The following is a 25,689-nucleotide window of genomic DNA, read 5'->3' on the forward strand; positions in this document are numbered from 1 at the left end:
GCCCTATGCAGAAGAGGCTTACGTTTGATAAACAGCTTCTTTTTCCGCGACCTTCTCGGCTTTCATTAGATAAGATGTAAACTCCTGTTGGAAGCGAATACCTGCTTTCCGCTGTTCGAACAAGGCGAGCCGCTTTTCAGCGAAAGCCCAGGTGACGTGAAATGTTTGCGCAATGTGCAAAATGGCTTGCTGCCGAAGGTTTGGAAGCTTCATTTGCATCAGCATAAAGGTCGGCACACAAAAGTGATACATGAATTGTTTAGCCTGAAACTCTTGCAGTTCTCGAAAGAGTTTGTGCATCTTGAAATGATTGCCTGCATGCTTCAGCACATGACAAAGCTCGTGGGCAAAATCCTGCCATTGTTCCTCTGACGATAGAGATCTGTTTAATATAATACTGTAAAGACCTTGATGTTTGATCATCATGCTGCCAGTATCCTCATAGTGGACCCATACATGAAATTCAGAAGCGATCCTTTGCATGTCTCTATAAGCAGGACCGCTTATTTGTAATTTGGCATATAACCGCTTAATCTCTTCTTCTAAATGGGTTAAAAAACCAGTCATTTAAAAACCTCCATGCAAACGTATGTTCTATTTTTGGCGTAAAAGAAAAGTCCATATAGGACTAAATAGCTAATGAAGCTATTACTTACTTTTAATATCGGCTTATTTTTAACAATTTTAACATAAAATCAAGGAAAAATGGAATTAATTCCTGTTTTTTTCTTCATTTTTGCGTTTTCCATTACTAAAAAGAGTGGTTTGAATTCAAATTTTACCATAGTCTTATCACTAAAACAAACCCAAGTTGTCTTACGAACGCCACCAATTGATGAGAAAGATCAATTCAATTTAGCAAAAGGGAGTGCAGAACATGGTGGAAATTTATCAAGATTTTATTCCAGTTGGAAACGGGAACCGCCCAGGATACGCCATGACACCGATGTATGTGACGGTTCATAACACAGCAAACACGTCAAAAGGGGCGGATGCGAAAAGTCATGCGGCATATGTGAAACGCCCAACGACAGCGGAAAGCTGGCACTTTACAGTGGATGATCATGAAATCTTTCAGCATCTGCCGTTAAATGAAAATGGCTGGCATGCAGGGGACGGACATGGAAATGGGAACAGAAAGTCGATCGGCATTGAAATTTGTGAAAATGAAGATGGGAATTTCCAGCAAGCGGTTAAACATGCGCAATGGCTCATCCAAAAGCTGCTGAAAGAGCATCATATTCCACTAGCGAATGTGGTCACACATCAGCACTGGTCTGGAAAAACATGTCCGCGTCTGCTTCTCTCTACATGGGATGAATTTAAAAAAGGAATTGAAACGGCAGGAGACCCTGAGACGGTCATCACGTATGTCGTCAAAAGCGGGGATACGTTAACGAGTATTGCCAAAGCTCATGACGTCACAGTTCAAGATCTTCAAAAGTGGAATAACATTAGCGACCCGAACAAGATTCAAATTGGACAGGTTCTCAAAATTTATCGAAACGATGGAAAAATGATGTATGAGCTGCCAGATGGGATTTTAAAGGTGACTTCGCCTCTAACGAAGGGAGAGCACGTACGCCTCGTCCAAAAAGCGCTTGCTGCTGTTTATTTTTATCCTGATAAATCGGCTGCAGATAAAGGCATCGATGGTGTTTACGGAGAAAAAACGGCGAATGCCGTAGCGCGCTTTCAGCTGGTGAACGGTTTGACAAGTGATGGAATATACGGTCCTAAAACGAAGGAGAAGCTGCTTAAACTGTTAAATCAGTGAGTGTTTCTGTTTGTATGATTGGATGGCTGTTTCACTCTTTTCAATTAATCGCTTAGTATATGGGGACGGCTGATATTCGGCAAACTGAACATATCTCAGTTGTTTGATTTTCTTTTTCATTTTGGCACCTCGATCGTTGCAGCGTATAGTGTATTGTATGCAAGTCTATGTGAAAATGGAAGCAGGACGCGGATTTCGTTCCGCGTCCTTTAGTGTAATCAAGCCTTTTTATTTTTATACTCATCCAGAAGCTGTTCATTCTTTTTAAAAATTCTCTCAGTATGGGGGCTTACCTTATAATCGGCCATACTGATATGGCGTTTTTTCTTTAAAATCTTAAAAGGGTTTTTCTTAGGATTGTTGTTATCCCCTTGAAGTGCGTGGTCCATCTTCATCACCTTCCTCTTCGTCAGGCAAGATTAGGTCATAAATTGTTGTAAGTGATGTCATTAATAAATAGTCGAACTCCGTGACAATCTCATCGGAGGTGAGCTTAATGACAAAATGAGCATCTGCTACAGAAAATGGGATGAGCACCAAATGACCGAAATCATCGTAATATACTTCCTGCCTGTCAAGCTTCGCCTGAATAAGAGCCCGCTGGTCAAGTGTCCGAAGCAGGTCGTCTTTTTGTTCCTGCATATCGTATGGACAAAGCACCGCTTGAATATTCATCTTGTCGGCAAAAGAATAAATCAGCCGCTCAATTCCCTCTATATATGCCTCTACACTTCCATAATATACATGGATCGGTTCATTTTTCAATAGGTATTGGTACGTTTTTAGTTTATTGAGGTAGGAATGAAGCAAATCGTTATTTTGTTCAAGGAGTTGATGGGTGTCGGTTTCCAGCTCATGATTTCCGAGTTTCTTTATATAGGAGCTAAGAAAGATGAAAGCATCGGTTAATGCGAAAAAAACGGCAATGATCAAGTAGTGCATCCAATCGGTGAAAATCGAAGAAGGGTCATTTGTCCAGTATACAACAGCACCAGCTACATAAATCCAATACCACGTTTTACGAATGGCAAACATCTTTTCTTTTACTTTTTGTTCAAAGCGCCAAACCGCAAATACATACACAGCAAGAGCACCTAGCAATAACCATACAGTCAATTGAAAAAATAATAGCATGTTCTTCTCTCCCATAGACAGATGAATACTTGTTTATTTCTATGGATATGATTGGAAAACCTGCTTCATGAAAAAATGTCCTGCAGAAGGAAGGTTTTAAGTGTGCGGGCAAATAAAAAAAGACCTGTCAGACAGGTCTTTGATATTAGAGAATCGCATTTAACACAAAGTATATAAGAGCTCCTAGAGTTCCTGAAATCGGTAATGTAATCACCCAAGTGACAAGCATACGTTTTGCTGTACCCCAGTTAACCCCTTTGACTCTGTGTGCAGAACCTACACCTAGAATAGAAGATGAGATAACGTGAGTCGTACTAACAGGTAAGTGAATAAACGTCGCACCGAAGATAATAGCTGCACCCGTTAAGTCTGCAGATACTCCGTTTACTGGACGAATTTTCATAATTTTACCGCCGACTGTTTTGATAATCTTCCAGCCGCCGATAGAAGTACCGAGTCCCATTGCAAGCGCACAAGAGAATTGTACCCAGAAAGGAATGTCGTCTGTTGTATGCAAATTACCTGCAATTAAAGCCATCGTAATAATTCCCATCGCTTTTTGCGCATCGTTTGTCCCATGGGTATACGATTGCAGTGCAGCCGTTAAAATTTGAACACGTCGGAATTGTTTATTTGTTTTTGCGAGATTGTTGTTTCTAAATATAATTTTGATAATGGTATACACGATATATCCCAATACGAAAGCTAGGATAGGTGAAAGCAAAAGTGCTTGAATGATTTTAATGAATCCCGAATAGTTTAAAGCGCCAAAACCGGCAGAAGCAATAACCGCACCTGCAATTGATCCGATTAATGCATGTGAAGAACTACTCGGAATCCCGTAATACCAAGTAAGCAAGTTCCATGTGATGGCGGCAATTAAAGCAGCCAAGATCACAACAGAGCCGTTTTGAAGTGTAAATGGATCTGCGATGTCTTTTGTAATGGATTTTGCCACACCTGTAAATGTCATTGCTCCTAAGAAGTTCATGAACGCTGCCATGATGATCGCATGTCTAGGCTTTAATGCCTTCGTTGAAACTGAAGTTGCAATGGCATTTGCTGTATCGTGGAACCCGTTAATGAAATCAAAAGCAAGTGCACAAATGACAATAAGTATGGTAAGGATGAGTAATGTGTCCATGTTTAACTAACCCCGTTACGCATTCTTCATAATGATTGTTTCTAGATTGTTGGCAACACTTTGACAGGAATCAGCGATTTCTTCAAGTGTTTCGTAAATTTCTTTGTATTGAATCACCTTAATTGGATCTGTTTCTTTTCCAAACAAGTTCTTTAATGATTTACGATGAAGATTGTCACAATTATGCTCAATCTCTTTGATCTTGATTGCGTGCGGATGAATATCTTTCAAGCGATTTTCAGCTAGTAAATCAATTGTGATTAAAATTTCTTTCGCACACTCTCTGATGTAGTGGCTGAATTTGTCGATATGTTCGTCAGAGCTTGTGATTGAGTAAATTTCTAATGTTGCGGAAAAATGCTCAATTCCATCTAAAACATCATCGAGGCTATTCGTCAATTGAAGAATGTCTTCACGTTCAATCGGTGTAATAAAGGCTTTGTTCAGCTCTTTAATCATGGTATGAACATGATTATCACCTTTTGTCTCATATTCCTTCAATGTGTCAGAAAATTCTTTCAGAGTGGTTTGATTTGTTACTTTATAGCTAACAAAATACTCAGCAGTTTCATCTAAATTTTTAGCAATTTCCGTTAACAAGACGGAAAACTTGTCTTTTTTCCTTTTTAACATGTAAAAACCCTCCATTGTATAAATGAGACAATGCACACATCAAATAATTATATATTCTTTTGTCGAAAAAAAACAGGTGTAGTCGAAAATTTCTTCACTTTTTCTATTTGATCTTATTCTGACCTAAAGATGTGATCTCAACACACCTTTTTCTAAAAGGGGAAAAGCCACGAAAAAAGCGGGCCATATTTGGCGCCGCTTAAAGGCTAAGAAGCTGAATAAATCAGCTTAAACCGTTCACAAACAAGAAGCATATCCTCTTTGAATTCTAAACCGTATGATTGGAGTGCTTCTGTGAAAAATTCTTTATGTTCTCTGTACCAATAGTCATAAGATAAGTCGCCTTCACCCTCTGCTTGTGCAAATGATACGGGAACTTCATTCATTGGCATGACATCTACATGTGTAATTTCAATGATGGCTTTTGGCTCTTCTTGGCTATCCAAAATGACCGCATATTGTCCGGGTTGTGGAAGCGGCTCCTGTTCCTTTTCATAAAAAAGGTGTCCAGAACAAGTGGCTGTTTTTTTTCCTTGCTTTACAAGATCAAGCAAATGATCAGGATCTGAGCCGAATGCCCACGCCGAAACAAACGCGTCAGCAGGTGCTTTTTCTGATTTCTCTTTCCAATAGTCTTCCCAAAATAATCTGCATTTGTTGTTCAATGCTTTTCCCCCTCTTTGTTGTGTTTATTATACCTTGAAGCTGAATCGTTGGAAATGATGTGTCTTTATTCCTAATGAGTGAGTGCGTCATATGTTTTGAAAAACAATGTTTGATTTGGGAAATGTAGGATGATAGGATGAAAATTTTTGAAATTTTAGAATAATCTATTGTATTCTGGTCAAGAAGTCGGTAAGGTCAAAGTAAGAATATGGAAGGGGTGTTGTTCATGAAACGCATTTCTCTAACTGTTTTGTCCATATGTCTGTTTGTTTTCTCGTTTTTTCTGCCTGTCAGCCAAGTCAATGCGAACGAATCTCATGGGAGTAAAGTAGCTGTTGGTAAAGATGGCATGGTGGCTACTGCTCACCCGCTGGCATCAGAAGTAGGTGCTGATGTATTGAAGAAAGGTGGAAACGCAGTGGATGCTGCTGTTGCCATCCAGTACGCACTGAATGTGACAGAGCCAATGATGTCTGGAATTGGCGGCGGTGGTTTTATGATGGTTTATGATGGAAAGACAAAAGAAACATCCATCATCAATAGTAGAGAACGAGCACCACAGGGCGCAACACCTGACATGTTTTTAACGGATGAGGGAAAAGTCATCCCATTTGCTGAGCGGTCCACACACGGTAATGCGGTTGGTGTCCCAGGGACAGTAAAAGGTCTCGAGGCAGCATTAGATAAGTGGGGAACCCGTTCGATGAAGGAATTGATTGAGCCTTCCATTCAGCTTGCAGAGGATGGATTTGAAATCGATTCTGTTCTGGCAAAAGCCATTGAAGATCATCAAGAAAAGCTGAAAAAAACGGCCGCAGCGCCAATCTTTCTTCCAGATGATCAGCCGCTCAAAGAAGGCGATCTGCTTGTACAGCCAGGTCTTGCGAAAACATTTAAGCTCATTGCAAAAGGAAGCAAAGCATTTTATGAAGGAAAAGTAGCAAAAGCACTTGCAAAGACAGTCCAAGATTTTGGCGGAACGATGACAACTGATGACCTTGGTCGTTATGAGGTCAAGACTGACAAGCCTATCTGGGGGGGCTATAAAGGATACCAGCTTGCAAGTATGCCTCCACCAAGCTCAGGCGGTGTGTTTATGCTGCAAATACTCAAAATACTAGATCACTTCAATCTATCACAATATGACCCCAAATCATTCGAAAAATATCAGCTGCTAGCTGAAACAATGCATCTCTCCTATGCTGACCGTGCTGCATATGCAGGCGACCCCGAATTCGTAGATGTTCCACTAAAAGGACTACTAGACGATGATTACATTTCAAAAAGAGCTTCTCTCATTCAATTAGATCAAATGAACAAAAACCCGAAAGAAGGAGATCCATGGGCGTATGAGGATGAAAAAAATCCATCCCCAATTGTCCCGCAGCCAGAAGATAAAACCATTGGCGAGACCACTCATTTTACTGTTGCCGATCAGTGGGGAAATGTCGTGTCATTCACAACAACCATTGAACAGTTATTTGGTACAGGAATTCTTGTTCCGGAATATGGCTTTTTCTTAAATAACGAACTAACAGATTTTGACGCAAGACCAGGCGGAGCAAATGAAGTCCAGCCAAACAAACGTCCATTATCCAGTATGACCCCGACCATCATATTCAAAGATAACGAGCCGGTCATGACTGTGGGCTCACCTGGAGGAACGACCATTATTGCTTCTGTTTCACAAACGATCCTAAACTTGCTTGAATACGACATGGAGCTGCAAGATGCGGTGGAAGAGCCGCGGATTTATACAAACAGTCCAACTTCTTACCGTTACGAAGTAGGTGTTCCCCTTGATGTGAGAACGAAGCTAAATGACATGGGTCACCGTTTTGGCAGTTCACCTATTGATATAGGAAATGTGCAAGCCTTACTCATTGATCGGAAAGCAGGGACATTTACAGGAGTAGCTGACTCCTCAAGAAATGGAACCGCTGTTGGTGTCAATTTAAAGCTATCTGCCGATTAAGACCATTTCCCGGGAAAAGAAGCGCCTCTTCAAGATGGCGTTTCTTTTTTTGTTTAAATGAAAAAACAGAGTTGACACCTGTGAATAGTTTGAATAATATATAGACTAACATCAATCATACATAGCTGATCGGACAACCGAAGGCTCTTGGCAATTTGAAGTACAGAACTGTGATGTATTTCAGGTGGCTAAGGGTCTTTTTTGCGTGTGAAACGGCAAGGTTGGTGTCACTATTATTTGATAACGGGGAGCGGGATAACATGAAAAAGTGGAAATGGGTCTCTATCGTGACCATATTAGTCTTGGCTGTGACGAGTACTGCATGCTCAAACGCAAACGAAGCTTCAAAGCAAAAGGGAAAGGTTGAGCTGTTAAATGTTTCGTATGATCCTACACGTGAATTGTATCAGGAATACAATCAAGCCTTTCAGACGTATTGGAAAGACAAAACTGGTGAGGATGTCACGATCAAGCAGTCTCACGGTGGATCAGGAAAGCAGGGAAGATCGATTATTGATGGACTCGAGGCAGATGTGGCAACACTGGCTTTAGGGTATGACATTGATGCAATTGCAGATCGCGGACTGCTTTCAAAAGATTGGCAAAAAGAATTTCCAAATCAGTCCACACCGTATACATCGACCATTGTGTTTCTTGTGAAGAAAGGGAATCCCAAAAACATTAAAGATTGGGACGATTTGACTCGGCCAGGTGTGTCCATCATTACGCCAAATCCGAAAACGTCCGGCGGTGCGAGATGGAATTACTTAGCTGCATGGGCCTACGCCGATAAAACATTTCATGGGAATGAAGAAAAAACAAAGGATTTTGTCAAAAAGCTATATGAACATGTCGAAGTCCTTGATTCAGGTGCACGCGGAGCCACAACGACCTTTGTTGAACGCGGGCTTGGGGATGTGTTAATTGCATGGGAAAATGAAGCCTATTTAACGCAGCACGAACTAGGCAAAGACAAATTTGAGATTGTCACCCCATCAATTAGTATTCTAGCGGAGCCGCCTGTTGCGGTTGTTGATCAAAATGTGAAACGTAAAGGAACAGAGAAAGTGGCGAAGGCTTATTTAGATTATTTATATTCTAAAAAAGGGCAGGAAATTGCGGCGGAAAACTATTATCGCCCTAGAAATCAAGAAGTCTTAAATAAATATAAAGACCAGTTTAAAGAGATTGATATGGTGACGATTGATCAAGCGTTTGGCGGGTGGAGAAAAGCGCAGAAAAGATTTTTTGATGATGGCGGCTTATTTGATCAAATATACAGCGGACAAAAATAGGAGGCGATGTGATGAAGAAAGCACATGCAGCCGCCAATAAAAGAAAACGTATATTGCCTGGATTTGGTCTGAGCCTTGGGGTGACGCTCGTTTATGTGAGTGCGATTGTCGTCATTCCTTTATCCATGGTATTTATTTGGACGGCTTCATTAGGAGCAGAGGGGATTTGGAAGGTTTTTACCGATGCAAGAGTATTGAAGTCGCTTCAGCTGACCGTGACGACTTCCTTTGCAGCAGCTCTCATCAATGCAGGGTTTGGTGTACTGATTGCCTGGGTTCTCGCCAGGTACACATTTCCTGGAAAGAAAATCTTAGATGCTCTCATTGATTTGCCTTTTGCTCTCCCAACCGCTGTTGCGGGTATTGCCCTCACCACCCTTTATTCTCCTAATGGATGGATTGGTCAATTTCTGCATATAAAGGTGGCGTACACACCGATTGGGATTATTTTGGCACTGATTTTTATTGGCATTCCATTCGTTATCCGAACCGTTCAGCCTGTGATAGAGGGGCTGCAGCAGGAAGTGGAAGAGGCTGCGGCGATTCTTGGTGCGACAAGGAGACAGACCTTTTTTCACATACTGCTGCCGGCCTTGTTTCCTGCGGTGATGACTGGATTTTCACTTGCGTTTGCAAGAGCGCTAGGTGAATATGGCTCTGTTGTGTTTATTGCTGGAAATATTCCGTTTAAAACAGAAATTACACCGCTGATGATCATGTCCAAGCTTGAACAATATGATTATCATGGTGCAGCAGCAATTGCATGCTTGATGCTGCTTCTTTCATTTTTCATTCTGTTATTGATTCACGGCATTCAGTGGTATGTTGAGCGGAAAAAACAAGTATACGTGAGGTGAAACCATTGGAGAGAGAGTTTAGTCATCAGCACCATGTTCGGTATAAAAGTCCTGTAACCGAATCTAAAGCAGTGAAAATCCTATTGATTACGGTCGTGTATGCTTTTTTGATTTTATTTTTACTTATACCGCTGATCACCGTTTTTTCAAAGGCATTTGAGAAAGGGTGGAGTTCATACCTTCTGGCCATCTCACATCCAGATACACTAGCGGCGATCAAATTGACCGTTTTCATTGTCGTCGTCACCTTGCCGCTTCAAATGATCTTTGGGGTGAGTGCTGCATGGCTTATCACAAAATTTAACTTCCGCGGAAAACGTTTGTTAACGACTGTGATGGACCTCCCGTTTGCCGTTTCGCCTGTGATTGCTGGACTTGTATTTGTGCTTTTATTTGGTTCAAACGGGCTTTTAGGACCTTGGCTTATGGCGAATGGATGGAAAGTCATTTATTCTGTACCAGGCATGATCCTAGCAACCATATTCGTTACATTTCCATTTATCGCTAGAGAATTAATCCCGTTTATGCAGCATGAAGGCATTCAGGAGGAGGAAGCATCGCTCACACTGGGTGCAAACGGATGGAAGACTTTTTTCTTTGTGACACTGCCGAATATCAAATGGGCTCTTTTTTACGGTGTCATCTTGGCCGGGGCAAGAGCGATTGGTGAATTTGGTGCCGTGTCGGTTGTATCAGGTCATATTCGAGGCATGACCAATACGATGCCGCTTCATATCGAAATTTTATACAATGAGTACCAATTTCAAGCCGCTTTTGCTGTGGCGTCTCTCATGGCGTTTGTGGCAGTCATTACTTTAATCATTAAGCAAATCATTCAGCAGAGGGATCACCGGCTTGGCAAGCGGTCAACATAAATGGAGGGATGTGCCTTGGGGATTACAGCAAAACAAATATCAAAACAATTTGGCCAGACAAAGGTTTTGCAAAACGTGGATTTATCGATAAGAAATGGTGAATTGATCTCTTTATTAGGACCGTCTGGCTCTGGGAAGACGACGTTATTAAGAATCATTGCAGGTCTTGATTACGCCAATAACGGGCAGATTTTATTCGGAGATCAGGATTACACACACATTCCAGTACGAAAACGGCAGATCGGTTTTGTGTTTCAGCAATATGCGCTTTTTCGAAATATGACGGTTTTTGATAATGTGGCATATGGACTGAAAATGAAACCTAGAGGAGAAAGACTGCCTAAAAAAGACATCAAAGAGCGGGTACATGAGCTTTTAGAGGTTGTTCAGCTTAAGCAGTTTGAGCAGCGGTATCCAGAGCAGCTGTCAGGCGGGCAAAAGCAGCGTGTAGCACTGGCGCGCGCACTTGCCGTTCAGCCGAAGGCACTCCTCTTAGATGAACCCTTTGGCGCACTTGATACAAAGGTGAGGAAAGAATTAAGGCATTGGCTGAAAAAAGTTCATCGTGACTTTCAAATGACCACCATTTTTGTGACACATGATCAAGAAGAAGCATTTGATATTGCTGATCGTGTTGTGGTGATGAATGAAGGAAGAATCGAAAAAATTGGCACAAAGGAAGAAATGGCAGTGCAGACAGACAATCTATTTGTATCTGAATTTTTAGATATAGGAAGCCACATTTAACAAGCAGTATAGAAGATTAGAAGGAAGAGACGCGGTGATGACTGCGTCTTTTTTTATTTAAATTTCCCTAGGGACATTGACTTATAATTTTGAATATTATAATATCTTTACAAAGGTAACAGTATTGAACATTTTTTAGAAGGTATAATTGTAAGCGCTTTATAAAAGGTTCTATTCTAAAAAATGTTCTTTCTTTTGTTACATGTGTTCATATTTATACCAAATGAAAGGGGTGGTTGTTTGAACAGCTTGTTTGAGTTAGATGAACAACTGATTAAGCTGCAGTTCGAAGCATCTTCGAGAGAGGAGGTGACCACATATTTAGCAGGGCGGTTAGAAGCTGGAGGGTACATTAAATCGAGCTTTTTACCAGCAGTGCTTGAAAGAGAAAAAACATATCCTACAGGCCTTCCACTTGCAGCCTTTGGGGTAGCGATTCCGCATACAGATCCTGAGCATGTGAACAAACCAGCGATTAGTGTAGCTACTTTAAAGGAACCTGTCATTTTTCATAAGATGGGAAGCCCTGATGAAACAGTGCAAGCCAAAATTGTATTTGTCCTAGCAATCTCTGAGCCTAGCAAACAGCTTGTGATGCTGGAGAAGCTGATGACACTTTTTAGAAAAGAAGAAGTGATGACGAAGCTCTCTTATATGACATCTTATGAAGAAGCGGTTGACGTGCTTCAGCAAGAACTAAACCAATAGTCACTCACGAAATTATGTAAGCGCTTTATCTGAAAAATTCAGGAGGTGGATGTATGATCAAGCAAGCCGTCGATTTTATATTAGACCTTGGACCAACTATTATGCTCCCGATTATTATGACGCTTTTCGGTATGATTTTAAGGCAGGGCTTTAAGAAATCCTTCAGGGCCGGTATTACGATCGGAATTGGATTTGTCGGTGTCAATCTTGTCATTAATTTGCTCGTGAGCGGACTTGGGCCAGCAGCAAAAGCCATGGTTAATTCCCTTGGGCTAAAGCTCGATATTTTGGATGTTGGATGGCCGATTGGAGCTGCCATATCCTTTGGTACACCCGTTGCCCCGCTCATGATTCCTCTTGTGCTTTTATTAAATGTCATCTTATTGTCTGTAAACTTTACGAAAACGCTGAATGTGGATATTTGGAACTTCTGGCATTTGATTTTCGCAGCCTCTGTTACTTACTACGCTTATCATAATATGTTCTTGGCTCTTGCTGTTGGCTTGATCGTCTCTGCGATCACGCTAAAGTTAGCCGATTGGACGGCGCCGACAATCGAACATCATTTCGGATTAAAAGGCGTATCGATGGCTCATGCGGAAACGGTCAACTTCGCCCCGCTCATGTATGCGTCCAACCGCGTCATTGATAAGATTCCTGGTTTAAACAAAATTCATGCTGATCCAGAAACATTGAAGAAACGCTTTGGCATTTTTGGCGAACCGCTTGTGATGGGTCTCATACTTGGTATCATTATTGGTCTTCTCGGCGGCTATGATGCAAAAGGCGTGATGACGCTCGGTATTCAAATGGCGGCAGTTCTTGTCTTAATGCCAAGAATGGTTGCTTTATTAATGGAAGGGCTCATTCCAATCTCTGAGGGCGCTCGTTCTTATATTCAAAAGCGTTTCCCAGGGAAAAATGTCTATATTGGTTTAGATACAGCGATTGTGATTGGTCATCCAGCGAATATGGCGGTAGCCCTTTTAATGGTGCCGATTACGATTTTGCTCGCAGTTGTTCTGCCTTACAATGGCATGCTCCCGTTTGCTGACTTATCGGTTCTGCCATTTACAGTTGTCTGGGCAGTAGCAGCCGCTCGTGGAAATATTATTCGCGGCCTTATTAACAGTATTTTTACATTAATGATTGTCTTCTTTATCGCAACGAACCTTGCTCCGCTTGCGACAACCATGGGGAAAGCAGTCGGCTTTGATTTCCCAGAAGGGGCAAACATGATTTCAGGTATTGATCTTGGTTCTCACGTCATTCCTTGGATCATGGTGAGACTTCTTGATCCGAGCAACCCTTACTTTATTGCAGCCATCATCTGTGCTCTGGCTTATGCGCTTCTATGGTACTGGGTGCGAAATGATATTAAAAAGCAGTATGCAAAAGAAATGGGCTTAGATCAGAAAGAACAATAAATGAGCTGGAGGGATTCTAATGGCGAAGAAAATATTAGTATCATGCGGAACGGCAGTTGCAACATCAACGGTTGTCGCTAAAAAGGTAGAAGAGACGTTAAAGGAAAAAGGATATGATGTCGTGGTGGAACAGTGTAAGGCATCTGAAGTCCCGCAAAAAGCGGAAGGCGCCGATTTAATTGTGACAACAACGCCTGTAAGTGATACAAAAGGGACACCTGTGATTCAAACATTATCCTTTTTAACTGGATTTGGTATTGAAGATGATATCGAGAAAATCATTGATCATATCAAGTAGAGGGCTATTTTCTGAAGGAGCTTTTCCGGCTCCTTCTAGTGATTTGAAAGGAGGAAGTCTTATGCAGCATCATGCTTATAGCCGAACGTCTGCAGTGTTGTCTATTTTTCTTCCGGCTGTGCTCATCTGTCTGTTTTTTCTCTGGTCTCTTTATACGTTATGGTCAGCAGGACCTGACCCGTTAGCTGTGTTAGGCGTTTATACGCTGCCTATTCTCATGCTCTCTAGTATTACAGGACTGAACCAGCCGACAAGCGTCATCATTAGTGAAGATCAACTGAAGATAGGCGCTTTTGGCAGATGGCACACATATGCAGTTTCTGATATTAAAGGAAAGCTTTTTTTAAAGCCTTATCCTCATATCGGGAAAGTCTATGTCAGGGTGGGTCCATCTCGTATATTCGGAGGGCGTTACTGGATATCCAGTGAGATGAGTGAGTACAAGCAGCTTGTTCAAACGTTGCAGGATTTTGCGAAGGGTGATGAAAAGGAGGGTGCCGCTACATGAAATCAGCTGTCTTTTATTCTTCAGAGGACATTCGGTATGAGGAGCGGAACCGGCCAGTCATCGGTGATGATGAAGTTTTGTTAAAGCTGCGAGCCTGCGGCTTATGTGGAACGGATATTTACAAAGCAACACATGAGACAGTACCTCCTGGGACAGTGCTGGGGCATGAAATCGCTGGTGATATTGTCGAGACCGGCAAGCACGTGACAGATGTCCAAACGGGAGACAGGGTTTATGTGGCACATCATGTGCCTTGTTTCACCTGTGACTTTTGTCAAAAGGGTTTTTATACGATGTGTCCGCAGTTTACAGCCACAAATGTAGAGCCGGGCGGGTTTTCAGAATATATCCGTGTACCTGCTTTGCATGTCAAGCACACGATGGGCAAGCTTCCAAAAGACGTATCGTATGAGCAAGGGGCGATGGTAGAACCGGTTGCCTGCTGCCTGCACGGGTTTGAACGAGCTCCTGTTCACCCAGGAGATTCCGTTTTGATCCTTGGAGCGGGGCAAATTGGCTGTATTCAATTGCAGCTCGCCAAATATTATTTGGCTGGGAAAGTGATGATAACAGACGTGAATGAGAACAGACTGCTGCAAGCGAGGAGTTTAGGTGCAGACGTCTCCTTTCATCCAGCAGCCGAGCCGGTGGAAAACCGGGTGATGAAAGAAACAGATGGAAAGGGAGCAGACCTCGTCATTATTTCTGTTGGGAGCAGTGCGCTTTTAAAAGAGGCGTTTCAGGCTGTAGCGCGAGGTGGGACGATTTTGGTGTTTGCTCATTTTCCAAAGGGAGATGTGGCCATTCCTGCTGAACGATTTTTTAATGATGAAGTGAAGGTAGTAGGAGCCTATTCCTCGCATCCATATCATTATCGTGAAGCCCTTGAGCTTTTGAAAGCAAAAGTGGTCAACACTGAAAAGATGGTGACGCATCGTTATCCGTTAAGCCAGCTGCTTCAGGCGATAGAATGTGCGAGGCATCCTGAGGGTGAGAGCGTCAAAATCATGATGTATCCAGATGAATGAGTGTATGAGATTAAAAGAGAAAGAGAAGTTCTTTGGAAAAGGGCTTTCCCTTTCTCTTTTTTTCTGATAAAAGATGAAAACGCTTAAAAATGAGAGAGAAATGCTTGACTTCGATGACACTTAAACGTATGATGATTACAAATGTAACATATAAGAACAAATGTAAAGGGGAGAGAAGAAATGCAAAAACAAATCACTTTGCCTGAACAGATTAGCCATGAGAAATTAGCAGATTTATATAAACAAATGTGGTTAGTGAGATATTTTGATGAAAAGGTCGACCAATTTTTTGCAAAAGGACTTATCCATGGCACCACTCATTTATGTGTTGGACAGGAAGCGTCAGCTGTTGGATCGATTGCCGTATTAGAAGATAAAGATAAGATCGTCAGCACACACAGGGGACACGGTCACTGTATTGCAAAAGGGGCCGAGGTTAATAAAATGATGGCTGAATTGTTTGGGCGTGAAACCGGCTATTGTAAAGGAAAAGGCGGCTCGATGCATATTGCGGATTTAGAAAAAGGAAATCTTGGGGCAAATGGAATCGTTGGCGGCGGTATCCCGCTGGCAACAGGTGCAGCGCTCACATCTAAAATGAAGCAGGAAGGCTTTGTTGTTCTTTGTTTCTTCGGAGATGGTGCCACAAATGAAGGCAGCTTCCATGAAGCATTAAACCTTGCGTCTATTTGGGATTTACCGGTTGTGTTTATTTGTGAAAACAACCAGTACGGCATGTCTGGCCCTGTGAAAGAAATGATCAACATTGAAGACATTTCAACAAGAGCAGAAAGCTACGGAATGCCAGGAAAAACGGTTGATGGAAATGACATGGTCGAAATTATGAACACAGTAGATGAAGCAGTCAGCCGTGCGAGAGCGGGAGAAGGCCCATCACTCATTGAAATGAAAACGTACCGCTGGAAGGGTCACTCTAAGAGTGATGCGAAAAAATACCGTACACGTGAAGAAGAGACAGAGTGGAGACAAAAAGACGGAATCAAACGCTTTAAGTCTCTCTTGATTGAACTGAATGTTTTAACAGAAGAGCAGGCAGCAAGCTTACAGGAAGAAGCGAAGCAGGAAATTGAAGCGTCTGTCGAATTCGCCAAAAACAGTAAAGAACCGTCAATTGACACACTATTAGAGGATGTATACGCCTAATTAGGAGGGAAATCACGTGACAAAAACAACAGTGAGAGAGATTTCATATTTAGAAGCCGTTCGAGAGGCTATGAGTCAGGAAATGAGAGAAAACCAAGATGTCTTCATTTTAGGTGAAGATATCGGCGTATATGGAGGTGCTTTTGGAGTCACGCGCGGCATGATTGAAGAATTCGGTCCAGAGCGCGTTCGCAATACACCTATCTCAGAGGCTGCCATCGCAGGTGGGGCAGTCGGAGCGGCTTTAACTGGTATGCGGCCGATTTTAGAACTTCAATTCTCTGACTTTATAACAATCGCAATGGATCAGCTTGTGAACCAAGCAGCCAAAACACGATACATGTTTGGCGGAAAAGGAAAGGTGCCGCTTGTCGTAAGAACACCAGCAGGATCAGGAACGGGTGCAGCGGCGCAGCACTCACAAAGCTTAGAAGCGTGGATGGCGCATATTCCAGGACTTAAAGTGGTTCAGCCTTCAACAGCCTATGATGCAAAAGGACTTTTAAAAGCGGCGATGGATGATGACAACCCTGTCATTTTCTACGAGCACAAGCTTTTATATAAAACAATCGGTGAAGTGCCTGAAGAGCAATATTCCATTCCTCTAGGGAAAGCAGATGTGAAAAGAAGCGGGAAAGACGTCACGATTGTAGCAACAGCGATTATGGTACACAAAGCGTTAGAAGCGGCGAAGGAACTAGAAGCAGAGGGAATTGATGTTGAAATCATTGACCCAAGAACACTTGTCCCATTAGATGAAGAAACGATTATCGAATCTGTGAAGAAAACAGGTAAATGTATCGTGGTTCATGAAGCAGTAAAACGAGGCGGCTATGGCGGAGAGATTGCAAGTATGATAGCGGAAAGTGAAGCCTTTGACTACTTAGATGCGCCAATTAAACGACTTGGCGGTCTTGCGGTCCCAATACCATACAACCCGACGCTGGAAAAAGCGGTCATTCCACAAGTGCCAGATATTATTGAAGCAGCAAAAGAGCTTGTGCGCTCTTAAGTAAAGGGGAGAAGATCATGCCAAAAGAGATATTTATGCCGAAGCTGAGCAGTACGATGGAAGTCGGCACCTTGCTTCAATGGTTTAAAGAAGAAGGAGATTCGGTTGAAATCGGTGAGCCTCTTTTTGAAATTATGACAGACAAGATCAATATTGAGGTGGAAGCCTATGATGATGGTATTTTTCTAAAGAAATATTATGAAGCCGATGATCAAATTCCAGTCAATGCTGTCATTGGATACATCGGAGAGGCAAATGAACAGGTGCCAAGCGAACCGCCAGCACAATCAGATGAAGATTCACCAGACAGCAGCGAATCGTCTTCATCCGAAGCGGCTTCATCCAGTTCTGCTGAAGCCCCAAAAACACTTAATGAAAAAGTACGTGCCACACCTGCGGCGAGAAAAACGGCAAAGGATCATCATGTAGCGATTCATGAGGTATCTGGCACAGGACCTAAAGGCAGAGTTCAAAAGCGTGACGTCGAGGCGGCCGTCCACCCTAGTGAGAAAGATCAGCGCGTGTCACCGCTTGCAGAAAAAGTGGCTGCTCGTGAAGGAATCAATTTAGCGAATGTTGCTGGATTTGGTGCACACGGTAAAATTATGAAGAGTGATGTAACGGCAGCAGCTGCAAAAACAGTAGAGTCTTCTCCAGCGAAAACACAAAAACTAGCTGGTATGAGAAAAGTGATCGCTGACCGCATGTCACAAAGTGCCTTTACAGCACCGCACGTGACATTAACAAGTGAAATCGATATGACAAAAGCGAAAGAAATACGCAAACAGCTATTGCCAGCGATTGAAAAAGAGACAGGCTACAGACTGTCGTTCACAGAAATTATGATTCATGCGGTCAGCAACGTACTCACGCGCCACCCGCAGATCAATATGACATTTGAACAAAATGAGCTCCATTTCCATGATGATGTGCACATTGGTCTCGCTGTCGCTGTAAAAGATGGCTTAATGGTTCCAGTCATTTCTCATGCAAACCAAAAAGGATTAAAACAGCTGACAAAAGAGGCGAAAGAAATCGGCCGAAACGCACGTGACCAAAAACTGCTGCCAGACCAGCTGAAAGGGTCCACTTTTACCATTAGTAACTTAGGGATGTATGCCATTGATACCTTTACCCCGATTATTAATCAGCCGGAAGTGGCGATCTTAGGGGTTGGGCGCATTCAAGAAAAACCTGTTGTAGTAGATGGAGAAATTCAGGTGCGGCCGATGATGGGTGTTAGTTTATCGTTTGATCACCGAGTGGTAGATGGCGCACCAGCGGCTGCCTTTTTAACAGACCTTAAAAAAGTGCTTGAACAACCATTTGAATTGCTAATGTAGGAGATGAATCGGATGACGAAAACGTATGATCTGACAGTCATTGGCGGAGGGCCTGGCGGGTATACTGCCGCCCTTCAAGCAGCTGAGCGTGGACGGAAGGTCGCATTGATTGAAGAGGATTTTCTAGGCGGTACTTGTTTAAATCGGGGCTGTATTCCTTCCAAGACACTGCTCAAACATGCAGAAGTCATTGAATCAATTGAGAAGGCGAAAAGCTGGGGAATTGAAACAGGTGATTTGGTCCTTTCCTTCGATAAAATGAGAAAGCGCAAAGATGACGTCATTGAAAAGCTCAGAGGCGGAATTGCCTTTTTATTAAAGCAAGGAAAGATTGATGTATATAACGGCAGAGGTACAGCTGTTACAAAGCACCGGATTGAGATTGAAAAGCAAGATGGTTCAGAATCGATTGAAACGAAAGAGCTCATCATTGCCACTGGATCTTCACCTGCCATTCCGCCAATACCGGGCCTTAAAGACATTCAATTTGACACAAGTGATACGATCTTTGACATCCCAGATATTCCGGCTTCTGTCGTCATCATTGGCGGCGGTGTCATTGGACTTGAGCTGGCTTGTATCTTCCAGAGTCTTCAATCAAAAGTCACGCTTATTGAAGCGGCTCCGTCTATTATTCCACAAGAGGATGAGGAAGCATCTAAGCTGCTAGAAAGAGAATTAAAGAAAAAAGGCATCCATATCGCGAAAAAAACCACTGTGACAGAGGTGACGGAAAGCGAAGGAGTCAAAGCGGTTCATGCATCAGACGATAAAGGAGAGACGCATATCTTTACGGCTGAAAGACTGCTTGTTTGTGTAGGAAGAAGACCTAGCGTTTCTGCTGTCAGCCAGCTTGACCTTCAGCTGGATGGTCCTTTTATCAAGGTGAACGACAAGATGCAGACAAGCGTGGAAGGTGTCTATGCAGTTGGGGATGTCGCTGGCGGCTATCAGCTTGCTCACGCAGCGATGGCGGAGGCCGCTGTTGCGGTCAGTAATATTTGCGGTGTGTCTGAAAAAATGAATGCTGATATCATGCCTAGATGTATTTATACATTACCAGAGGTAGCGAGTGTTGGTCTGACTGAGAAAGAGGCAAAAGCCAAAGGACTTAACGTGCGGGCAGAACGATTTGATTTAGCGGCAAGCGGTAAAGCACTAGCGGCAGGTGATCAAACAGGCTTTATTAAATTGGTATACGATACAGCCTATGGTGAAGTGATTGGCGCGACGATGGTTGGCCCGCACGTCACAGAGATGATTTCAGAAGCTTCCTCCTTTATGTATTTAGAAGGAACAGCAGAAGAGATGGCGAAAATGATTCATCCGCATCCGACCATCTCAGAAGGTTTTTATGAAGCAGCACTTGATATCGTGAGTAAGCTGAGAAAATAATGGCCAAACAAGGGATAGGGAGGAGATGCATGTGCACGTCCAGCTTCATCAGAAAGCGGCACTTGTGACAGGTAGCACAGATGGATTTGGAGAAGCCATCTGCCTGGCTTTAGCCCGGGCAGGTGCACATGTTTTTTTACACACGTTTCATGATGAATCGAAGGCTAAAACCATTCGTGAAGACATTCAAAAAATGGGCGGTCAAGCGAGTATCATTCAGAACCCGCTGGAAACACCGCGTGATGCCGCGCGAATGCTGAGGCAAGTGATTGATACATGCGGTAAACTGGATATTTTGGTCAATCAAGCAGAGCAAGGAGCGGACGCGAAGCTTGATGACGTGGACCCTGATGAGTGGGTGGATGAAGTGGAATCGGCTGTGAATACCGTCTTTCTTTCCAGTCAGGCTGCTGTATGGCATATGGTTGATCAGAGACAAGGCTGCATCATTAATATATCGTCATCAGGCAGTATTACAGGTGATGGCGGGATCTCGCATGCTACTTCGAATTCTATGCTGAATGCCATGACAAAAGGGTTAGCGAGAGAATTTAAAGACAAAGGCATCCGGGTGCTTGCGCTGCTGCCGCCTCCTCTCCATTTGGTTCCTGATACAGAGCAAATCAAGGAGACTGTGGCCCATATGACGGTGTTTCTCAGTACATCCTATGGTGCATTTACAGATGGCGTGGCGATTATGCTTGATGGGGGTGAGAGTGCTGGCTAATGTTCAAAAACCAGTTCTCATCGTTGGCGGAGCCCAAGGGATCGGAAAAGAAATTGCTGAACGATTTTTAAAAGAAGGGCACCAAGTCGCCGTGTCAGATATAGATGAAAAGGGACTTTCGCTCTTAAAGACACAGTATCCTCAGCTGCTGACATTTCAAGCTGACGTTTCATCGTGGGAAAGTGTTCAGCAAATGATATCAGCAGCTGAAAGGGAGCTGGGCGGTATTGCTCACCTTGTGTATTCAGCAGGAATGACAAAATCACTGCCTTTTTTAGAAGTCGATTTTTCACTTTGGAAAAAGACACTGGCTGTGAACTTATATGGTCTTTACTATTGCATCAAAGCGTTGGCACCCTATATGTGTGAGCGGCAGGAAGGCAGTGTTGTCATTATTGGATCGGGATCTGCAATCACCGGCTCAGGCGGCGGTATTCAATATTATGCATCAAAAGCAGGTGCTTTTGGATTGATGCGTTCGCTCGTAAAGGAACTAGGCTCGCATCAAATACGCATCAATGTGATTGCCCCCCGCGTCATTGAATCTCAAATGCTTGATACGCTCTATCCTACTGTAGAGGAGAAACGGCAGCTGCAATCACTCATTCCCATCGGAAGATTAGGAAAGCCTGAGGATATCGCAGGGCTCACTTTATTTCTCACACGTCGCGAGGGGAGCTATTTGCACGGACAAATGATCCTGTTAGACGGAGGGAGAACGTATCAGCCCAAATATACTGAGGGAAAAAGAGCGGAGAGTTAATCGCTCTTTTTGTCATTTTCATAACAATTGTTCCAATTGGAAACGAATGTTTGGTATACTGGTAATCATAGTATATTAAAAGGATGATGTCACATGCTGAATTGGGAAGAAAGACGACAGCTCGTCAAAGTTGCTCATCTTTATTATACAGACGGGTGGACGCAGCAGGAAATTGCAAAAAAGCTCAATGTCTCAAGACCAGTCATCTCAAAGCTCTTACAAAAAGCAAAAGATGTGGGAATTGTTGAAGTGTACATTAAAGACGAAAGCATTCATACGGTGGAACTTGAAAAGCAGCTAGAAACAACCTTTCAATTAACAGATGCGGTCGTTGTCCCAAGTGTCGGGACAATGTCTGAGATGGTGAAGCGGGCAGTCGGTCAAGCAGGCGCCTATTATTTGTCTAAAAACATGAAAAATGCGGAGAAAATCGGCATTTCATGGGGGACGACGCTTGCGGAGCTTGTAAAAGAATATCCGTTTGAACGAAGAAACGATGTGAAGGTCATTCCTTTAGAGGGCGGAATGGGCAGGCAGGCGGTCGACATTCATGCCAATCAGCTGGCATATGAGCTGGCAAAGAAAATGAACGGCACGTGTTCCTATTTATATGCCCCTGCGATTTTAGAAACAGAAGAATTAAAAGAACGGCTTATGGCGATGCAGGACATAGAAGCAGTGCTTGAAGAAGGCAGAAATGTGGATATTGCTCTCATCGGTATTGGCAACCCGCATAAAGGGTCAACTTTAAAAACAGTCGGTTATTTAAAAGAAGAGGACTTATCTGGTTTAAGGCAATCAGGGGCTGTCGGTGATATTGGCTTTCGTTTCTTTGATGGAGAAGGAAAACCTGTCCAAGATGAACTGAATCAAAAGGTCATTGGCTTATCGCTGGAACAATTAAAGAGCGTCAAAACGGTCATCGCTGTTGTAGAAGGAACCCATAAAGCTGAGAGCATTTTAGGGGCTTTAAATGGCGGCTTCATTCAAGTACTGGTGACAGACGAACTAACGGCGGCAGCCATTTTAAAGGAAGCATCCGTCCAATAAAAGGCTGGCAGCGTTCGAATGGTATAACAAGAGCAACATCAAACGAGAAAGGAGCTGTGTATCTTGAAGCAAACCGAAATGGAAGCAAACCTACACTGTACTCGGTGCCAAGAAGAGACCCTCCACAGCATCGTTTATGTGAATGATCAGATGAAAAGCGTTGAGTGTACAGAGTGTCATCAAAAGATCAGTGTGCAAGTCGACATCATGAAGGAATTTTACAAGGAAGTATACGAGAAAATAGCGACAAAGCCAAAGCGGATCACGCAGGAATATAAGTCGAACCTGAATGGATTTATCTCAAGACTCCCAATCCGTGTGCTTAGTAAGCCATACCGGCTCATGAGATATTTAAACGAATCATACAAAGTGATCAAACAATATAAAAAATGAAGCAGAGACCGTTTAGCACTCTGCTTCAGCCTGTAGACATGTCAGTCCTCCGCTCCGATACTCGTCTTTCCTAGACTGCAAAGGTTTCTATTACGCTGAGAAGAAGGAAAAAAAGCAGAGCACTGTTTAGTGCTCTGCTTTATTTTGTGTTTTTTTCATATAATAATAAATAGGCAGTCCAGCCATCCCGATCAGCATGGAGATCAGGCAGCTTTTCCAATCGGTGATCATGGTGCTGATTAAAACGAATAATGAACCGATAATCGCAATGATCGGTGTCAGCGGGTAAAGTGGTACACTGTACGCACGCTTCATTCCGCTGTTTTGTTTTCTCAGCTTAAAGACGGCGAAAAAGGCCATCACATAAAAGATGTAGATCATGAAAATCGAGACCTCAGACAGCTTCTCCGGATTACTGACGATCATAAACACAATGGCGATCAAAATTTGCACAAATACAGCGATCCAAGGTGTTTTAAATGTTGGGTGAATCCGCGAAATCGCGTTGGCGAAAGGAATCTGCTTTCGTTCTGCCATCGCAAAAATCACACGTGGGAATGAAAGAACCTTTCCGTTCAAACAGCCAAAGATGCTGATGATGATCCCAATACTAATGATTTTCCCGCCAATTGGCCCAAAGAGCATGGTAGCAGCTGTGCTTGTCGCATTTTCACCTAACTGGACGATTTGATCAGCTGGCAGCACGTGCAAAAGTGCGACATTAATAAAGAGATAACAAGCCGTCACGATTAAAATTCCGCCTGCCATCGCGCGAGGCAGCAGTTTCTCAGGGTTTTTCATTTCACCCCCAAGCGCCGCAAGTAAAATCCAGCCATCATAAGCAAACAGCGTAGCCAAAATCGCTGCTCCGAAGTTCATTTGAACGATACTATCGTTGACGGCCATCAAGATGTTTTCGTTACCTTTCCATATGCCAAACACAATAATCGCAGCAATTGGGACAAGCTTTCCGATAGTGGTCAGCCCCTGAACAAATCCGCCGTATTTTGTTCCCATGATGTTGATGATACATAAAAATAAAACGGTGATAATGCCGATCGTTGTAGACCATAAAGTCGAAAGAGAAAATAGATTGGCTAATAATGAACCAAAATAAAGACCAAGTGCACCAATGATGGCGGGTCCGTAAATAATAATCTGCACCCAGCCGCATAAGTAGCCCCAAAATTCACCATACACTTCTTCAAGATAGGCGTACAACCCGCCGGTTCTCGGGATTTGTGTACCAATTTCAGCGACAGTCAGTCCGCCTGCAAGGGTTAAGATGCCACCTAGCAGCCAAGCGAATAAGGCGATGTCTGAGCTTCCTGAATAGGAAAGGACGTTGCCTGGCTTCATAAAGACGCCTGACCCGATAATGGTCCCGATGACAAGAGATAGGGCGAAAAATAAGCCGATGTCTTGTTTTAACGCTGGTTGTTCTTTGTTCATTACACACGACCTCCTGCATCACTTTCGTACGTTACTGTGACATGTATTTTGTTCATTGTAATACGATTTTAGGAAAACAAGAATTAAAAAAATTTTCTGATTTTCGTATTTGTATTTGAAAGTGTTCGTTTATTGGAGATATTAGGGTGAATGTTGCGTTAAAAACGAACAATGAAAGTTATTTTTGATTTAATGTTAATTTAATGGCCGGAAACCGAACATCCAGTAAACGTGCAGCCAAATGGTTGACTTTTCTTGAAAAATGAACTATTTTATTCATAAGGATATTATCTCGAATTCGAGATAATTTAAAATAGGAGTGAAAATAATGAAAATCAATGGGATTCACCACGTATCTGCGTTAACAGCCAATGCTCAGAAAAATGTTGATTTCTACCGCCAAATCCTTGGCTTGAAACTTGTAAAGAAAACAGTCAATCAGGATGACCCGTCTATGTATCACTTGTTTTATGGAGATGAGGTCGCTTCACCAGGAACGGAGCTAACATTCTTTGAAATTCCAATGCTTGCCCGCCGTTTGGAAGGGACAAATGCGATCACAAGCACTGGCCTTCTCGTTTCTTCTGAAGAGGCACTCACGTTTTGGGAAAAGCGGTTTGAAGATAAAGGCGTGCAGCAAGAAACAGCTTCCTTGAGAGGCGGAAGACCTGCTTTGCGTTTTAAAGACCCAGAAGGGCAGCAGTTGTTTTTAACAGTAGAACCGAATACGCAAGAGGCAGGCTCACCGCCAGTGCATGACGATATTCCGGCAGAGTTTGCGATTAGAGGTTTAGGTCCAGTTGAATTAACCGTTGCAGAAGCTGACAATACGATCCGTGTTTTAACAGACATCCTTGGCTTCACCGAAAGAGCACGTGAACAATCAAATGATGGTGAGATCGTGACCATTTTTGAGTCAGGAAATGGAGGTGCTGGAACAGAAATTCATGTGATCGAAAAAACAGAAGGGCCTTCTGAACGTTCCGGCAGAGGAAGTGTGCATCACGTCGCATTTCGTGTGAAAGACGCAGAGGAGCTTGAAAAATGGTATGAAAAAATCTCAAAAGCAGGCTTCACGAACTCTGGTGTTGTAGAACGTTTTTACTTTAAAGCTCTTTACTTTAGAGAGCCAAATGGTATTTTATTTGAAATTTCAACAGATGGCCCTGGATTTACAGTCGATGAAGGGGTGGATGAGCTTGGCGATCAATTAGCCCTTCCGCCGTTCCTAGAGCATAAACGAGCAGAAATTGAACAAAGATTAACGCCAATTCAGTCGTCATAAAAAAACAGCTCATCAACTGAGCTGTTTTTTTTA

General features: G+C 42.9%; 28 protein-coding genes. 20 read left to right on the forward strand and 8 right to left on the reverse strand.

Annotation, left to right across the window (positions count from 1 at the left end; genetic code table 11):
- Positions 1 to 18 precede the first annotated feature (18 nt).
- Entirely contained in the window at positions 19 to 567 is a 549-nt protein-coding gene (locus NSQ34_RS05945) for an ImmA/IrrE family metallo-endopeptidase (RefSeq protein WP_024424963.1), read from the reverse strand.
- A gap of 310 nt (positions 568 to 877) precedes the next feature.
- Here NSQ34_RS05945 and NSQ34_RS05950 point away from each other — a divergent pair, with 310 nt between their 5' ends.
- The gene (locus NSQ34_RS05950; RefSeq protein ID WP_342501051.1) at positions 878 to 1,777 is read left to right on the forward strand and encodes an N-acetylmuramoyl-L-alanine amidase; all 900 of its coding nucleotides are present in this window, start codon (positions 878 to 880) and stop codon (positions 1,775 to 1,777) included.
- Here NSQ34_RS05950 and NSQ34_RS05955 read toward each other — a convergent pair.
- From NSQ34_RS05955 to NSQ34_RS05980, 6 genes are all read right to left on the reverse strand, one after another.
- Positions 1,766 to 1,936, reverse strand: coding sequence for a type II toxin-antitoxin system SpoIISB family antitoxin (locus NSQ34_RS05955; RefSeq protein ID WP_319025955.1), 171 nt, complete (start codon positions 1,934 to 1,936; stop codon positions 1,766 to 1,768). The two genes, NSQ34_RS05950 and NSQ34_RS05955, sit on opposite strands and share 12 nt — an antisense overlap.
- 59 nt (positions 1,937 to 1,995) lie before the next feature.
- Entirely contained in the window at positions 1,996 to 2,172 is a 177-nt protein-coding gene (locus NSQ34_RS05960) for a type II toxin-antitoxin system SpoIISB family antitoxin (RefSeq protein ID WP_080652934.1), read from the reverse strand.
- Positions 2,141 to 2,911 carry a type II toxin-antitoxin system SpoIISA family toxin gene (locus NSQ34_RS05965; RefSeq protein WP_024424960.1) on the reverse strand — a complete coding sequence of 257 codons (771 nt, stop codon included), beginning with the start codon at positions 2,909 to 2,911 and terminating at the stop codon, positions 2,141 to 2,143. Before NSQ34_RS05965 ends, NSQ34_RS05960 begins: the two co-directional genes overlap by 32 nt.
- Positions 2,912 to 3,056: 145 nt before the next feature.
- A complete protein-coding gene (locus tag NSQ34_RS05970; protein ID WP_017359158.1) occupies positions 3,057 to 4,055 on the reverse strand; it encodes an inorganic phosphate transporter in 999 nt (332 codons plus the stop codon).
- 15 nt (positions 4,056 to 4,070) lie between these two features.
- Positions 4,071 to 4,688, reverse strand: a complete 618-nt coding sequence (locus NSQ34_RS05975) for a DUF47 domain-containing protein (protein ID WP_024426775.1) — start codon at positions 4,686 to 4,688, stop codon at positions 4,071 to 4,073.
- A gap of 206 nt (positions 4,689 to 4,894) precedes the next feature.
- Positions 4,895 to 5,353: an ASCH domain-containing protein gene (locus NSQ34_RS05980; protein ID WP_176967508.1), complete on the reverse strand. Its 459-nt coding sequence runs from the start codon at positions 5,351 to 5,353 to the stop codon at positions 4,895 to 4,897.
- A 227-nt stretch (positions 5,354 to 5,580) separates the two neighbouring features.
- On the opposite strand from NSQ34_RS05980, the gene ggt reads away from it, so the two are divergent.
- The 18 genes from ggt (at position 5,581) to NSQ34_RS06070 (ending at position 22,919) form a co-directional block, all read left to right on the forward strand.
- Positions 5,581 to 7,329, forward strand: coding sequence for a gamma-glutamyltransferase (ggt, locus tag NSQ34_RS05985; RefSeq protein WP_342501052.1), 1,749 nt, complete (start codon positions 5,581 to 5,583; stop codon positions 7,327 to 7,329).
- Between the two features lie 260 nt (positions 7,330 to 7,589).
- Positions 7,590 to 8,624, forward strand: a complete 1,035-nt coding sequence (locus tag NSQ34_RS05990) for a sulfate ABC transporter substrate-binding protein (RefSeq protein WP_254001654.1) — start codon at positions 7,590 to 7,592, stop codon at positions 8,622 to 8,624.
- An 11-nt stretch (positions 8,625 to 8,635) separates the two neighbouring features.
- The gene (gene cysT, locus NSQ34_RS05995) at positions 8,636 to 9,481 is read left to right on the forward strand and encodes a sulfate ABC transporter permease subunit CysT (protein ID WP_041116359.1); all 846 of its coding nucleotides are present in this window, start codon (positions 8,636 to 8,638) and stop codon (positions 9,479 to 9,481) included.
- 5 nt (positions 9,482 to 9,486) lie between these two features.
- A complete protein-coding gene (cysW, locus tag NSQ34_RS06000) occupies positions 9,487 to 10,356 on the forward strand; it encodes a sulfate ABC transporter permease subunit CysW (RefSeq protein ID WP_120207218.1) in 870 nt (289 codons plus the stop codon).
- A gap of 15 nt (positions 10,357 to 10,371) precedes the next feature.
- Positions 10,372 to 11,103 (forward strand): sulfate ABC transporter ATP-binding protein, encoded by a 732-nt coding sequence (cysA, locus tag NSQ34_RS06005; RefSeq protein ID WP_070325740.1) that lies wholly within the window; start codon positions 10,372 to 10,374, stop codon positions 11,101 to 11,103.
- A gap of 240 nt (positions 11,104 to 11,343) precedes the next feature.
- On the forward strand, positions 11,344 to 11,811 hold the full coding sequence (locus NSQ34_RS06010) for a PTS sugar transporter subunit IIA (RefSeq protein WP_041105930.1): 468 nt from the start codon (positions 11,344 to 11,346) through the stop codon (positions 11,809 to 11,811).
- 53 nt (positions 11,812 to 11,864) lie between these two features.
- Positions 11,865 to 13,238, forward strand: a complete 1,374-nt coding sequence (locus NSQ34_RS06015) for a PTS transporter subunit IIC (protein ID WP_025093457.1) — start codon at positions 11,865 to 11,867, stop codon at positions 13,236 to 13,238.
- 19 nt (positions 13,239 to 13,257) lie between these two features.
- The gene (locus tag NSQ34_RS06020; RefSeq protein ID WP_003212259.1) at positions 13,258 to 13,536 is read left to right on the forward strand and encodes a PTS sugar transporter subunit IIB; all 279 of its coding nucleotides are present in this window, start codon (positions 13,258 to 13,260) and stop codon (positions 13,534 to 13,536) included.
- Positions 13,537 to 13,597: 61 nt separating this feature from the next.
- Complete coding sequence (locus NSQ34_RS06025) at positions 13,598 to 14,044, forward strand: hypothetical protein (protein ID WP_268456769.1); 447 nt, start codon at positions 13,598 to 13,600, stop codon at positions 14,042 to 14,044.
- Positions 14,041 to 15,072 carry an alcohol dehydrogenase catalytic domain-containing protein gene (locus tag NSQ34_RS06030; RefSeq protein WP_120207210.1) on the forward strand — a complete coding sequence of 344 codons (1,032 nt, stop codon included), beginning with the start codon at positions 14,041 to 14,043 and terminating at the stop codon, positions 15,070 to 15,072. The genes NSQ34_RS06025 and NSQ34_RS06030 overlap by 4 nt, the downstream gene beginning before the upstream one ends.
- Positions 15,073 to 15,252: 180 nt before the next feature.
- Entirely contained in the window at positions 15,253 to 16,236 is a 984-nt protein-coding gene (pdhA, locus tag NSQ34_RS06035; RefSeq protein WP_024424949.1) for a pyruvate dehydrogenase (acetyl-transferring) E1 component subunit alpha, read from the forward strand.
- A gap of 31 nt (positions 16,237 to 16,267) precedes the next feature.
- Complete coding sequence (locus NSQ34_RS06040; protein WP_034281944.1) at positions 16,268 to 17,248, forward strand: alpha-ketoacid dehydrogenase subunit beta; 981 nt, start codon at positions 16,268 to 16,270, stop codon at positions 17,246 to 17,248.
- Positions 17,249 to 17,265: 17 nt separating this feature from the next.
- The gene (locus NSQ34_RS06045) at positions 17,266 to 18,591 is read left to right on the forward strand and encodes a dihydrolipoamide acetyltransferase family protein (RefSeq protein ID WP_268456767.1); all 1,326 of its coding nucleotides are present in this window, start codon (positions 17,266 to 17,268) and stop codon (positions 18,589 to 18,591) included.
- 12 nt (positions 18,592 to 18,603) lie between these two features.
- Complete coding sequence (gene lpdA / locus NSQ34_RS06050) at positions 18,604 to 19,986, forward strand: dihydrolipoyl dehydrogenase (protein WP_176967504.1); 1,383 nt, start codon at positions 18,604 to 18,606, stop codon at positions 19,984 to 19,986.
- 25 nt (positions 19,987 to 20,011) lie between these two features.
- On the forward strand, positions 20,012 to 20,713 hold the full coding sequence (locus tag NSQ34_RS06055; protein WP_235362203.1) for an SDR family NAD(P)-dependent oxidoreductase: 702 nt from the start codon (positions 20,012 to 20,014) through the stop codon (positions 20,711 to 20,713).
- The gene (locus tag NSQ34_RS06060; protein ID WP_120207203.1) at positions 20,691 to 21,476 is read left to right on the forward strand and encodes an SDR family oxidoreductase; all 786 of its coding nucleotides are present in this window, start codon (positions 20,691 to 20,693) and stop codon (positions 21,474 to 21,476) included. Before NSQ34_RS06055 ends, NSQ34_RS06060 begins: the two co-directional genes overlap by 23 nt.
- A 93-nt stretch (positions 21,477 to 21,569) precedes the next feature.
- Positions 21,570 to 22,526, forward strand: a complete 957-nt coding sequence (locus NSQ34_RS06065) for a sugar-binding transcriptional regulator (protein WP_024424944.1) — start codon at positions 21,570 to 21,572, stop codon at positions 22,524 to 22,526.
- Between the two features lie 63 nt (positions 22,527 to 22,589).
- Positions 22,590 to 22,919 carry a bh protein gene (locus NSQ34_RS06070; protein WP_034281483.1) on the forward strand — a complete coding sequence of 110 codons (330 nt, stop codon included), beginning with the start codon at positions 22,590 to 22,592 and terminating at the stop codon, positions 22,917 to 22,919.
- Between the two features lie 126 nt (positions 22,920 to 23,045).
- Here NSQ34_RS06070 and NSQ34_RS06075 read toward each other — a convergent pair whose 3' ends face one another.
- The gene (locus NSQ34_RS06075; protein WP_268456765.1) at positions 23,046 to 24,371 is read right to left on the reverse strand and encodes an amino acid permease; all 1,326 of its coding nucleotides are present in this window, start codon (positions 24,369 to 24,371) and stop codon (positions 23,046 to 23,048) included.
- 328 nt (positions 24,372 to 24,699) lie between these two features.
- On the opposite strand from NSQ34_RS06075, the gene NSQ34_RS06080 reads away from it, so the two are divergent.
- Positions 24,700 to 25,656 (forward strand): ring-cleaving dioxygenase, encoded by a 957-nt coding sequence (locus NSQ34_RS06080; RefSeq protein WP_268456763.1) that lies wholly within the window; start codon positions 24,700 to 24,702, stop codon positions 25,654 to 25,656.
- Positions 25,657 to 25,689: the final 33 nt, after the last annotated feature.

Origin of the sequence: Bacillus sp. FSL P2-0069 (assembly GCF_038593315.1) — a bacterium.
GTDB classification, from domain to species: Bacteria; Bacillota; Bacilli; order Bacillales; family Bacillaceae; genus Bacillus; species Bacillus safensis.

Coding starts and splice junctions, on each gene's coding strand:
- NSQ34_RS06075 (WP_268456765.1), bottom strand. CDS start 24,371: ATGAACAAAGAACAACCAGCGTTAAAACAAGACATCGGCTTATTTTTC.
- NSQ34_RS06020 (WP_003212259.1), top strand. CDS start 13,258: ATGGCGAAGAAAATATTAGTATCATGCGGAACGGCAGTTGCAACATCA.
- NSQ34_RS06065 (WP_024424944.1), top strand. CDS start 21,570: ATGCTGAATTGGGAAGAAAGACGACAGCTCGTCAAAGTTGCTCATCTT.
- lpdA (WP_176967504.1), top strand. CDS start 18,604: ATGACGAAAACGTATGATCTGACAGTCATTGGCGGAGGGCCTGGCGGG.
- NSQ34_RS06030 (WP_120207210.1), top strand. CDS start 14,041: ATGAAATCAGCTGTCTTTTATTCTTCAGAGGACATTCGGTATGAGGAG.
- NSQ34_RS05975 (WP_024426775.1), bottom strand. CDS start 4,688: ATGTTAAAAAGGAAAAAAGACAAGTTTTCCGTCTTGTTAACGGAAATT.
- NSQ34_RS05960 (WP_080652934.1), bottom strand. CDS start 2,172: ATGAAGATGGACCACGCACTTCAAGGGGATAACAACAATCCTAAGAAA.
- cysT (WP_041116359.1), top strand. CDS start 8,636: ATGAAGAAAGCACATGCAGCCGCCAATAAAAGAAAACGTATATTGCCT.
- NSQ34_RS05965 (WP_024424960.1), bottom strand. CDS start 2,911: ATGCTATTATTTTTTCAATTGACTGTATGGTTATTGCTAGGTGCTCTT.
- NSQ34_RS06080 (WP_268456763.1), top strand. CDS start 24,700: ATGAAAATCAATGGGATTCACCACGTATCTGCGTTAACAGCCAATGCT.
- NSQ34_RS06015 (WP_025093457.1), top strand. CDS start 11,865: ATGATCAAGCAAGCCGTCGATTTTATATTAGACCTTGGACCAACTATT.
- pdhA (WP_024424949.1), top strand. CDS start 15,253: ATGCAAAAACAAATCACTTTGCCTGAACAGATTAGCCATGAGAAATTA.
- NSQ34_RS05945 (WP_024424963.1), bottom strand. CDS start 567: ATGACTGGTTTTTTAACCCATTTAGAAGAAGAGATTAAGCGGTTATAT.
- NSQ34_RS06045 (WP_268456767.1), top strand. CDS start 17,266: ATGCCAAAAGAGATATTTATGCCGAAGCTGAGCAGTACGATGGAAGTC.
- ggt (WP_342501052.1), top strand. CDS start 5,581: ATGAAACGCATTTCTCTAACTGTTTTGTCCATATGTCTGTTTGTTTTC.
- NSQ34_RS06060 (WP_120207203.1), top strand. CDS start 20,691: ATGGGGGTGAGAGTGCTGGCTAATGTTCAAAAACCAGTTCTCATCGTT.
- NSQ34_RS05970 (WP_017359158.1), bottom strand. CDS start 4,055: ATGGACACATTACTCATCCTTACCATACTTATTGTCATTTGTGCACTT.
- NSQ34_RS05950 (WP_342501051.1), top strand. CDS start 878: ATGGTGGAAATTTATCAAGATTTTATTCCAGTTGGAAACGGGAACCGC.
- NSQ34_RS06025 (WP_268456769.1), top strand. CDS start 13,598: ATGCAGCATCATGCTTATAGCCGAACGTCTGCAGTGTTGTCTATTTTT.
- NSQ34_RS06055 (WP_235362203.1), top strand. CDS start 20,012: ATGCATGTGCACGTCCAGCTTCATCAGAAAGCGGCACTTGTGACAGGT.
- NSQ34_RS05990 (WP_254001654.1), top strand. CDS start 7,590: ATGAAAAAGTGGAAATGGGTCTCTATCGTGACCATATTAGTCTTGGCT.